The sequence below is a fragment of the Nocardia sp. NPDC005998 genome, from assembly GCF_040614395.1.
In the GTDB taxonomy this organism is placed as follows: domain Bacteria; phylum Actinomycetota; class Actinomycetes; order Mycobacteriales; family Mycobacteriaceae; genus Nocardia.
The window spans coordinates 82,584-94,055 of record NZ_JBEXUI010000006.1 but is presented as its reverse complement, the minus strand read 5'-3'; the positions used below and the strand labels follow the sequence as shown (position 1 = coordinate 94,055).

Annotated in this window: 5 protein-coding genes; 3 read left to right on the top strand and 2 right to left on the bottom strand. The window is 67.9% G+C overall.

Going from position 1 to position 11,472, the window contains the following annotated elements:
- Positions 1-58: 58 nt before the first annotated feature.
- Both ABZ293_RS11835 and ABZ293_RS11830 read right to left on the bottom strand, forming a co-directional pair.
- A complete protein-coding gene (locus tag ABZ293_RS11835; protein ID WP_355179716.1) occupies positions 59-451 on the bottom strand; it encodes an SCO5389 family protein in 393 nt (130 codons plus the stop codon).
- A gap of 60 nt (positions 452-511) precedes the next feature.
- Positions 512-1,558 (bottom strand): nitronate monooxygenase, encoded by a 1,047-nt coding sequence (locus ABZ293_RS11830; RefSeq protein ID WP_355179714.1) that lies wholly within the window; start codon positions 1,556-1,558, stop codon positions 512-514.
- A 302-nt stretch (positions 1,559-1,860) separates the two neighbouring features.
- Here ABZ293_RS11830 and ABZ293_RS11825 point away from each other — a divergent pair, with 302 nt between their 5' ends.
- The 3 genes from ABZ293_RS11825 (at position 1,861) to ABZ293_RS11815 (ending at position 11,417) form a co-directional block, all read left to right on the top strand.
- Positions 1,861-2,685 carry a M23 family metallopeptidase gene (locus tag ABZ293_RS11825; protein WP_355179712.1) on the top strand — a complete coding sequence of 275 codons (825 nt, stop codon included), beginning with the start codon at positions 1,861-1,863 and terminating at the stop codon, positions 2,683-2,685.
- Between the two features lie 106 nt (positions 2,686-2,791).
- Complete coding sequence (locus tag ABZ293_RS11820; RefSeq protein WP_355179710.1) at positions 2,792-3,775, top strand: LuxR C-terminal-related transcriptional regulator; 984 nt, start codon at positions 2,792-2,794, stop codon at positions 3,773-3,775.
- Between the two features lie 241 nt (positions 3,776-4,016).
- Positions 4,017-11,417, top strand: a complete 7,401-nt coding sequence (locus ABZ293_RS11815; RefSeq protein WP_355179708.1) for an amino acid adenylation domain-containing protein — start codon at positions 4,017-4,019, stop codon at positions 11,415-11,417.
- Positions 11,418-11,472: the final 55 nt, after the last annotated feature.

Genomic DNA, 11,472 nt, shown 5'->3' with positions numbered 1-11,472 from the left:
AGGGCTCGAGCCGAAACAAGAGCCGGGCTCGGCGAACCCGACTCCTGTTGGACAAACTTCAGCAGGACCGGAATTCCGGGCTCTGGTTGAGTAGCTGCGCGCGGGTGGAGATAAAGGTGGAGTAGGTGTCGCCGCCGACCGCGGAGATCGGGAAGGCCGCTACCCGGTGGCAGTTCTGGAAGGCGAGTTTTACGTTGAAGTGGCGTTCCAGGCCGCCGCGGATGGCGTCGGAGGCCATGGCGCGCAGCAGTTGTCCACGGGCCACCTCATCGGGCGGAGCGACGACGTTGTCGGCGAATTCGGCTGTGCCGGAATGCAGCTCATCGGCAACGCGGCTGACGACCTCCCAGGCGTAGGGGAGGGAGAGCCGGACGACCTCGACGAAGTCGGCGTCGTCGACCTCGCCGCGTTCGGCGCGTTCGAGTAGGGCGGTGGGAACATCGAGGGACATAGCGCTCTCCTGACCTGGATGGCTGTTGCGATGCCCCTCGATTCTAATCGGAAACTGTTGTCAACAAGACTGGATTCGTCCCGAAAGCGCTTTGGTCAGTGCGGTTTTCGCATCAGCGGCCAGCTGCCGGACCAGATCGCCAGCCGGTAACTCGGGTGCCAGTTCGTGGGTCTGGCCCGCCCACATATTCACCTCTTCCGGGTTCCCCGCCGCCCGTGCGGCAGCCCGCAACGGCGCTGTGGCGTAATGGATTTCCGGGTAGGCGGACGGTGCCGTCGCGGTGTATTCGTCGATGAACCGATTGCGCAGGCCACGCGCCCGGCGGCCGGTGAAGGCGCGGGTCAGCACGGTTGGGGCGACCGTGCTCAGCGCGGCGCGGTGCAGCGCATTGGTGCCCGCCTCCGGACAGCGCAGGAAGACGGTGCCGAGTTGGACGGCCGCCGCGCCCGCCGCGAGTGCTGCCGCGATGCCAGCGCCGGTGGTCAGGCCGCCGGTGGCCACGATCGGCCGGTCCACGGCGGCGTTGAGCAGTTGCAGCAGGGCGAGCAGTCCCAGCGGGTCGGTGACGTCATCGGCGACGCGATCGACGAAGGTGGCGCGGTGCCCGCCCGCCTCGGCGCCCTGTGCGATCAGCACATCGGCGCCCGCCTCGACCGCGATCCGGCCCTCGGCGACCGAGGTGACCGTCACCCACACCTCCGAGCCCGCCGCGTGCAAGCGGGCGATCTCCGCGGCGCTGGGGCAGCCGAAGGTGAACGTGACCACCGCGACCGGGGTATCGACGAGCAGTGCCAGCTTCGCGTCCCAGTCGTCGGTGTCGTACTTCGGCGGGCCGAGTTCATGCGTGCGACCCAGCTCGGCCAGGTAGTCGGCGAAACTCTCGGGCGGTGAAGCGGGTCCGGGGGTGAAGAGATTCACCCCGAGCGGCGCGGTGGTGAGTTCGCGCGTGGCCGCGAGTCGTGCCGCGGTATCGGCGACGGTCAGATATCCGGCGGCCAGCAGTCCGAGCCCGCCCGCCGCGGAAACCGCCGCGGTCAACTCCGGAGTGGACGGTCCGCCTGCCATCGGCGCCAGCACGATCGGAACGCTCGTGTCGTCGAGGATCACGCATCTCAGTCTGGCTCATCGGCCGTCGCCGGTGAGCGGCGTCGCCCGGAAGTCACGACGCCGTGATGTCCCGCTAGGCGTCTGACCAGGCTCTTACTGGGGACTTCGACAGGAAAGGTTGCGGAATGGTCACGACGGGGTAGAGTTCCCGTCACAACGGACACCGAAACGTTACAAATTTCGGAACCGGCCAATCGTTACAGAACGGTCGGGGCCGACTCGGGATCCATTGAGTCACTGTAGGTCGAGTGCAAGGACCAGCTTTGTCGCAGCATCGGGTAGGCCCCAGTTCCATAACCGTCATGAGTCTGATCGGTGAAGGCGTTGCGGGTCGGCCGACGCGGCATCGCGCCGAGCCGTCGACCACCGACCGGGTGAAGGTCGCGGCCGGTGTCGCGGTCGCCGCCGGTGCACTCATCGGCGCCACCGCCCAGGTCGCTCCGGCCATTGCCGCCCCACTGCTGCCGGGCGCGCACGACGGGGACGAGGAAGCCGCCGCGCCCATGACGTTCCAGGGCACGGCGGAATTGCCCGTCGAAGAGATCAAGGCCGCGACTCCGGTCGCCGAGGTCGCGCAGGCCGTCGCCACTCCGGTGGCCGCACCGATCGCGGCTCCGGTCGCCAACCCGTTCGGCATCGGCGGTCTGCCGCCGGAGATCGCGGGTCCGCTGGCCCAGGTCGAACAGATTCTCAAGGGCGCACAGCAGCAGATCGCCCCGGCCGCCGCGGTGCGGCCGGTCGCCGGTGAGATCAGCTCCGGATTCGGTTCCCGCTGGGGCGAATTCCACTACGGCCTCGACTTCGCCGACCAGCTCGGCGCGCCCATCCACTCGGTGAGCAATGGCACCGTGATCGAGGCGGGCCCGGCCTCCGGCTTCGGCCTCTGGGTGCGGGTGCAGCAGGACGACGGCACCGTCGCGGTCTACGGCCACGTGAACGAGATGTTCGTGCACGCGGGTCAGCGGGTGAACGCGGGCGATGTCATCGCCACCGTCGGCAACCGCGGCAATTCGACCGGACCGCATCTGCATCTGGAGATCTGGGATCAGAACGGCAGTAAGGTCGACCCGATGCCGTACCTTGCCGCCAAGGGTGTCCCGCTCCAGTGGGGCCCTTCGGCGCACTGATTTTCTTGCCCGGCTTGAGATTTCGACGTTCACAAGGCCCCCGCGGCGACCGGTCGGTCGTTAGGCTCGGGCCCGTGAGCGAGCGGAGTGTCGGCGAGGTGCAGTCATGACCGAGCTGGGCGATATCTTCGAGCCGGGATCACCGCATGGGCGCACCTACGCCGTGCTGGTGCATCATCCGCGTTCCAGTCTGGCCGAGATCGCAGGATATCTAGGTGTCTCGAGCGAGGCCGCGTCCGCATCGCTGGAGGTGCTGACGGGGCTGCAGGCCGCGGTCAGCCAGCTGTCCACCGACGGCGAGGCCATCTGGGACGCGCACGCCCCCGAATCGCTGTCGGAGGCCGAGGCGCGGCGCAGACAGCACGAGATCAACCAGATGCATGCCGCGGCAGCGCGACTCAGCGAGACCTTTCGTTCGGTGCGGCGCTCACCGCGCACCAATGGCGCGATCGTTCCGGTCTTCGAACGCATGGAGATGCTGGCGGATTTCGAAGAGGTGCAGACCTCGGCCCGCACCAGCGTCAAGGTGATCGAACGTGGTCCCTACCTCAGCGATCCGGAGCGCGAGCGACAGTTGTTCCTGCTCAAGCGCGCCCGGATCGGCGAGGGCATCCGCTATCAGACGCTCTATCAGGACACCATCTACCAGGACGCGGAGCGGCTGCGGCATGCGCTGGCCACCAATGCCAGCGGCGCCCAGGCACGTACGCTGCCGGAACCGCCGTTCAAACTGATCATCAGCGATGATGAGCGGGCCAGCCTGGTGCTGCATGTCGACGAGCGGCGGCCGGATCCAATGGGGCTGCGCATCACCGGATCGCCGGGACTGCGGCTGCTGGTGAAGACATTCGACGTGCTGTGGTCGCTGGCCGCGCCGATTTCGGTGAATCCGACGGCCGATGAGCTCGACGAGCGGGACAAGGCCATCCTGACCCTGATGGGTTTGGGTGCGACCGATGACACCATTGCCCGCAGGCTCGGCATGTCCCGCCGAACTGTGGTCCGGCGCACAGCTCGGCTGCTGGAGCGCCTCGGCGCCAGCACCCGCTTCCAGGCCGGTGTGCAGGCGACCAGACGCGGATGGTTGTGACTTGGGCAACTGAACTGCTCGAGTGGACAGCATGGGACGAATGCTGAACGATCAGTGACCCGGGATTTTTGAGGGCTTGTGTCGCAACGGATTCGGAGGTATTAGGACACCCTCCGTGATTCGCGGAAAGTTAGCTCTCTACGATGTCCCGATTGCGTTGCGTGGCGGCGAGCACGGCGGCGGTATTCCGCGTCCGGTGTTCGTCGCTGCGATGTTTGATGTGAAAGGCGAATGGTTTCGAATGGATAGAGCTCGTCGATCTGTTCGGACCAGCCGTCGACTCCGCGCCAGCGCCCCACTGCTCGGGCAGCTGCTCACGGCCGCTGTCGACGCCGCCCCCGATGCGCTGGCCATCCGCTTCGACCCCACCGGTGATACGGCCGAACAGCGCGAGCTGACCTATCGCGAATTCGACGAGGCGTCCGCACGGCTGGCCAGGGAGCTGATCGCGCGCGGCATCGGCCCCGGCGACATTGTGGCTACCGCGCTGGCCCGCTCGGTCGAATCGGTCCTCGCGGTGTGGGCGATCGCGAAGACCGGCGCGGCCTATGTCCCGGTCGATCCGGCCTATCCCGCCGAGCGGATCGCGCATATGGTGTCGGATTCCGGCGCCGTGCTCGGGCTGACCATATCGGCGCACCGGGCGGCGCTCGGCGATGCGGTCCACTGGATCGAACTGGACGATCCGGTGGTCGCCGCGCGGATCGCCGACCGGCCCGAACGGCCGATCTCCTATGCCGATCGGGTTCGTCGCCTGGATGAACGGCATCCGGCCTATGTCATCTACACCTCGGGTTCCACCGGTCGGCCCAAGGGCGTCGTGGTCACGCACGCCGGACTGGCCGGGCTGGCCGCGGTCGGGCAGCAGTACGCGCTGACCGGTGCCTCGCGGGTCACCCATCTCAGCTCGCCGAGCTTCGACTTCTCGCTGATGGAACTGCTGTTCACCTTCTCGGCGGGTGCGACGCTGGTGATCGCGCCGCCGACCGTGTTCGGCGGTGTCGAACTGGCGGATCTGCTGCGCCGGGAGCGGGTGACGCATCTGCTGATCACCCCGGGTGCGCTGGAATCGGTCGATCCGGCCGGGTTGGACGAGCTGCGGGTGGTGGTCACCGGTGGCGACAAACTGGGCACCGAACTGGTCGACCGTTGGGCTCGCGATGGCCGGGCCGTTTTCAATGCGTATGGCCCGACCGAGGTGACGGTCATGGTCACCACCGGGCAGATGGTGCCCGGTGCGCCGGTCACCCTGGGCGGCACCGTCGCGGGTGTCGGGGCTTTTGTACTGGATTCGCGCCTGCGTCCGGTGCCAGCGGGTGTTGTCGGCGAGCTCTATCTGGCCGGGCCCGCGCTCGCGCAGGGGTATCTCGGACGGCCCGGACTGACCGCGGAAAGGTTCGTGGCCAGTCCGTTCGGTGCGGAAGCCGATTGTCCGGGTGCACGTTTGTATCGCACCGGAGATCTGGTGCGGCGCGGCGACGGCGGGGTGCTGGAGTGCCTGGGCCGCTCCGATTTCCAGGTGAAGATTCGTGGTCTGCGCATCGAGCTCGGCGAGATCGATGATGCGCTGACCGCGCATCCGGATGTCGACTTCGCGGCCACCCTCGGCCGGAGCCTGCCGTCCGGCGTGACCGCGCTGGTGTCCTATGTGCTGCCGCGCGCCGGGACGGTCGTGGATACCGCCGACCTGGTGACCGCGCTCGAGCGGTCGCTGCCCGCGTACATGGTGCCCGCGGCCATTGTGCTGCTCGACGAGATTCCATTGACGCCGGTGGGCAAGCTGGATCGGGCCGCGCTGCCGGATCCGGTCTTCGCCGCGCGCGAGTTCCGCGCACCGTCGACGCGGGTGGAGCAGGTCATCGCCGATGTGTTCGCGGCGCTGTTGCTCGCCGATGGTTCCGCAGCGCGAGCAACGGGCACAGGGGCGATTGGCAGTCGGGGGCCGTCGACGCCGGACACCGGAGGGGATACGCGCATCCACGCGGGGCACTGCGAATCGGATACTGCTGCGCGGGTCGGTGTCGATGACGACTTCTTCGCACTCGGCGGCAACTCGCTGCTGGCCGCGCAGGCCGCCGGGCGAATCGGGGCCGCACTGGGGACGCGAGTGCCGGTGCAGTTGGTCTTCGAGGCACCAGGTGTCGCCCAACTCGCGCAGCGGCTGACGGCACATATCGGTGCCTCGACCGAGCACGCGCTGCGGGCGCAGCCGCGCGCAGCTCGGGTTCCGCTGTCCTATGCGCAGCAGCGGATGTGGTTCCTGAACCGATTCGATCCGGCCAGCGGTGTCAACAACATCCCGCTCGCGGTGCGGTTGTCCGGTGCGCTGGATATCGACGCTTTGCGGGCCGCGGCCCGCGATCTGGTGCTGCGGCACGAGGTGCTGCGGACGGTGTATCCGGAGATCGATGGCGCGGGCAGTCAACTCGTCTTGCCGATCGAGGACGCCCGCGCGGTACCGGAACTCGAGCTCATTGCCGCGACCGCGGCGGATCTGCCCGAGCTGGTCACCGCCGCGGCCGTCGCCGGATTCGATGTCTGTGTCGCGCCGCCGATCCGCCTGCGACTGGTGCGGCTCAGCGAATCCGACCAGGTGCTGGTGTGCGTGGTGCACCATATCGCGGCCGACGGAAGCTCCATGGGACCGCTGGTGCGTGACCTCATGTCCGCCTATTCGATTCGGGCGGGCGGTGCGCGGCCGCAGTGGCAGCCACTCGAGGTGCAGTACGCCGATTACGCGATCTGGCAGCGGGCAATGCTGGGCACCGAAGACGATGCGCAATCGCTGCTCGCGCGGCAGATCGCCTTCTGGCGCGCCGAATTGGCCGGACTGCCCGAGCAATTGGCGCTGCCCACCGATCGGCCGCGGCCCGCGGTGCTGTCCAGCCGCGGTGCGGTCTTCGCCTTCGAGATCGATGCCCAGGTGCATACCGCGTTGGAGCGGCTGGCGCGAAGCCATAATTCGACGCTGTTCATGGTGGTGCACGCCGCGTTCGCGGTACTGCTGTCGCGACTGGCCGGAACCACCGATATTGCCATCGGAACTCCCGTTGCCGGTCGTGGGGAGACCGCACTCGACGATTTGATCGGGATGTTCGTCAATACGCTGGTGCTGCGCGCCGACGTCGATCCTGAACTTTCGTTCGACGAACTGGTGCGCGCCGTTCGTCGCACCGATATGGCGGCGTTGGGACATGCCGATGTGCCATTCGAGCGACTGGTCGAACTGCTCGATCCGGTGCGGTCGATGGCGCGGCATCCGCTGTTCCAGGTGATGCTGACCTTCCAGAACATGGCGCAGCCGGAGCTGGAACTGCCGGGACTGGCCGTATCGGGCATCGATCTCGGTGTCGTGCAGGCGAAATTCGACCTCGAACTGACCGTGGTGCCGCGCGATGACAGTGGCGCGGCGAATGGTTTGGCGGCGTCGTTCACCTATGCCACCGATCTCTTCGACGAGGCAACGGTGGCGGGCTTTGCCCAGCGGTTGAACAGCGTGCTGGCCATGGTGGCCGAGGATCCGCATCGGGCGGTCGGGGAGATCGAGCTGCTCGAGCCCGCGGAGCGGCAGCGGATCCTGCGGGACTGGAACGATACCGCGCACCCGGTTGCGCCGGAATTGCTGCTCGATGGGTATCGACGTGCCGCGCTGGCGTATCCGGATGCGATCGCGGTGGCGTATGCGGGGACCGAGCTCACCTATCGTGAATTCGACGAGCGCGTCAACCGGCTCGCGCGGTTGCTGATCCAGCGCGGTGTCGGCGCGGAATCCCTGGTGGGACTGGCGGTTCGGCGTTCGCTCGACCTGGTGGTCGGCATGTATGCGATTGTCACCGCCGGCGGTGCGTACGTGCCGCTGGATCCGGATCACCCCGGGGAGCGGATCGCGCACATTCTCGACACCGCGGCACCGGTCTGCGTGCTGACGACCTCGGATGTGGTCGCGGTCTCGGACGGTATTCCGGTTGTGCATCTGGATGCCGTTGAGCTGGGGGCATTCTCGGGAAGGCCGGTGGCGGCCGATGAACTGCTGCGGCCGGTATCGTTGGACAATCCCGCCTACGTGATCTTCACTTCGGGGTCCACCGGACGGCCGAAAGGCGTTGCGGTCAGCCACGCGGCCATCAATAACCAGATCAAGTGGATGCTCGCGCACTACCCGCTCGGTCCCGATGATGTGTATCTGCAGAAGACCGCCACGACATTCGACGTATCCCTGTGGGGATACTTCATGCCGCTGCGGGCCGGTGCCGAGCTGGTGGTCGCCACGCCCGACGGCCACCGCGACCCCGCCTATCTCGCGGAAACGATTGCCGCGCAACAGGTTACCGTCACCGACTTCGTACCGTCGATGCTGACGGTCTTCGCCGCGCACCTGACACCGGGATCCTGCCCGACGTTGCGCGATATCTTCGTGATCGGCGAGGCGCTGCCGCCGGAGACGGTGACCGCGGTGCGCGCGGTATCGGATGCGTCGGTGCACAACCTGTACGGGCCGACCGAGGCGGCGGTATCGGTGACCGCGTGGCGGGCGCAGGCGCTGGACCAAACCAGTGTGCCGATCGGCCTGCCGCAGTGGAACTCTCGGGTCTATGTGTTGGATTCGCGATTGCGGCCGGTGCCAGCGGGTGTCGTCGGTGAGCTGTATCTGGCCGGAGTCCAGCTGGCGCGCGGCTATGTGACCCGGCCCGATCTGACGGCCGACCGCTTCGTCGCCGACCCGTTCACCCCGGGTGCGCGGATGTACCGCACCGGTGACCTCGTCGTCTGGCGCGAGCATCCGCACCGGTTGGAGTATCTGGGCCGCACCGACTTCCAGGTGAAGTTCCGCGGCCAGCGCATCGAACTCGGCGAAATCGAAACGGCATTACTTGCCCAGCCCTCGGTGTGCCAGTCCGTCGCGGTGGTCACGCCGACGGGTGACCAGCTGGTCGGATATGTGGTGCCGCTGCCCGGCCAACAGGTCGAGCCAGCAGAATTGCTGACTGCGGTCGCCGAAGTGCTTCCGGCATATATGGTTCCGGCCGCCATCGTGGTGCTGGACAACTTTCCGTTGAATACCAGCGGCAAACTCGATCGCAAGGCGCTGCCCGCGCCGACCTTCACCGCGCGCGAGTTCCGTGCCCCGATCACTTCGACGCAGGAGATCGTCGCGGCCGTCTTCGCCGAGGTGCTCGGCATGGAACGGGTTGGTTTGGACGACGACTATTTCGCGCTCGGCGGCAATTCACTGCTGGCCACCCGGGTCGTCGCGCGGATCAACGATGCGCTCGAGACGAATGTCGCGGTGCGCGATCTGTTCGAGACCTCGACCGTCGCCGGACTGGCGGACCGGGTCGTCCCCGGTACCGGCTGCGCGGCGGCGGCCCGAGTGCCGTTGACCCGGGCCGAACGACCCGCGCGGGTACCGCTTTCCCTTGCTCAGCAACGGATATGGGTGCTCAACCGGATCGACCCGGAGTCCCCGGCGTACAACCTGCCCTTCGCGATCCGGCTGACCGGCACGCTCGATGTGGAGGCGCTGCGCCGGGCGGTCGAGGATGTGCTGGTGCGCCACGATGCGCTGCGCACCCGGTTCCCGACGGCGGGCGCCGGTGGGCAGGCGTATCAGGAGATACTGCCGGTCGCCGAGGTGCTGCCGAATGGACTCGAGGTCGAGATCGCCGCCGATATCCTCGGCCGGGTGGTCGAGCTGGCCTCGGCCGGATTCGACGTCACCGAACAGGCACCCGTGCGGGCACGGCTGCTGGTCGATGCCGCGGCGGATGAGCATGTGCTCGTCGTTGTCGTGCACCACATTTCGGCCGACGCTGCCTCCCTCGCGCCGTTGGCTCGGGATCTGACGACCGCCTATCTCGCCCGCGTCGGCGGCACTGCGCCCGGTTGGTCGCCGCTCGCGGTACGGTACGCGGATTACGCGCTCTGGCAGCGCGCGGTCATCGGTATTGAGGACGATGAGAACTCGGTGGCCGCACGGCAATTGGCGTACTGGCGCGAGCAGCTTTCCGGGCTGTCGACGGCACCGGTGCTGCCGCTGGACCACCAACGCCCGGCAGCACCGTCGGGTCGCGGTGCGTCCGTCGGCTGGACCGTACCCGCCGAGGTAAACGAAGGTCTCGTCCGTATCGCGCGCGAGCATCGATCCTCGCTGTTCATGGTGGTGCACGCCGCACTGGCGGTGCTGCTCGCCCGGCTGTCGGGCGGCTCGGATATCGCGATCGGCTCGCCGATCTCCGGTCGCGGTCAGCGGGCGCTGGACGATCTGGTCGGCATGTTCGTCAACACGCTGACACTGCGCACCGCGGTCGACCGCGGCATGGCCTTCGACGAACTCGTCGAGCACACGCGGGCAACGGATCTGGCCGCGTTCGCGCACGCGGACCTGCCGTTCGAGCGGGTCGTCGAGGCGGTGGCACCCGGCCGTGGCGCGGCATCGCAGCATCCGCTGTTCCAAGTGATGCTGGCGTTCCAGAATCTGGAGCAGCCGAATCCGGAGCTGCCGGAGCTGACCGTCGCGGCCTTGGAGGCGGGCAATATCGTCGCGAAATTCGATCTGCAGGTGGTCGTCGAACCACGTCAGCTCGCCGACGGCAGCACCGGTGAGCTGGTCATCGTATTCACCTATGCCACCGACCTTTTCGAGGAATCGACGGTGCGCGGGCTCGGGCGCATGCTGGAGCGCATTCTGGCCGCGGTGGTCGCCGATCCGCGGGCGCGCATCGGTGGCATCGATATTCTCGACGCCGACGAGCGCGATGAGGTGCTCACCGCGGGGGCCACGCAGTCCGCTGCGGCCACCGGCGGAACCGAGCTGACCCACCTGCTGACCGCCGCGGTCGAGGACGATCCGGATGCACCCGCCCTGGTGCGGGGCGAGCAGGAAATGCCGTACCGGGACCTCGACGCCCGATCCTCGCGGTTGGCCAGGGTGCTGATCGAGCGCGGTTGCGGGCCGGGCACCGGTATCGCGATCCGGTTGGATCGCGGTGCCGACTGGGCGGTGGCGGCCTGGGCGGTACTCAAGGCGGGGGCGGCGCTGGTGCTGCTCGCCTCGGCCGGGGAAGCGGTGCCCGCCGGACCCGAGGTACGGATCGGGTTGACCACCGGCGCCGATCCGGTCGGCAGCGGCATCGACTGGCTGCGGCTCGACGATCCCGCGACTGTCGCCGAAATCGCCGCGCAATCGGCGCGACCGGTCAACCATGCGAACCGGACCGGGGTACTGAGCGGATCCCATCCGGCCCTCATGGTCGCCGCGACCGGGGTGCGGATGAGCTATGACGAGGTGGCGACCGCGGCGGATCGGCTGCGCATTCGCACCGGGCTGACCTTCGAATCACGCACCTTCCAGCACGGTCGTTCCGATTCGGCGGCGGCGTTGCTCGAGGTGGTCGGAGTGGGCGCGACCGGGGCCGGTCTGATCGTGGTGCCGGGTGCGGAGACCGATCTCGGCGCCTCACTCGCCGAGGAATGGGTGACGCATCTGATCGCCGATCGGGCCGCGCTGGATGCCATTGATACGACCCGGCTCGCGGATCTACGGGCGGTAGTGCTCGAACGCGGATCATCCGCCGGGGTCGCGCTGCCGGGGTCGTCCGAGGTGGTCTTGCTCGACGAGTTGCTTTCGGTGGGGTGGCGCTGAGGGTTCGACAATGCGTTGGGGGTGGTGATCTGGCGCGGGGGTGGTGATGTAACGA

Bases quoted from the DNA above. Each gene is read 5' to 3' on its own strand.
- ABZ293_RS11835 (WP_355179716.1), bottom strand. From the start codon at position 451: ATGTCCCTCGATGTTCCCACCGCCCTACTCGAACGCGCCGAACGCGGC.
- ABZ293_RS11825 (WP_355179712.1), top strand. From the start codon at position 1,861: ATGAGTCTGATCGGTGAAGGCGTTGCGGGTCGGCCGACGCGGCATCGC.
- ABZ293_RS11820 (WP_355179710.1), top strand. From the start codon at position 2,792: ATGACCGAGCTGGGCGATATCTTCGAGCCGGGATCACCGCATGGGCGC.
- ABZ293_RS11815 (WP_355179708.1), top strand. From the start codon at position 4,017: ATGGATAGAGCTCGTCGATCTGTTCGGACCAGCCGTCGACTCCGCGCC.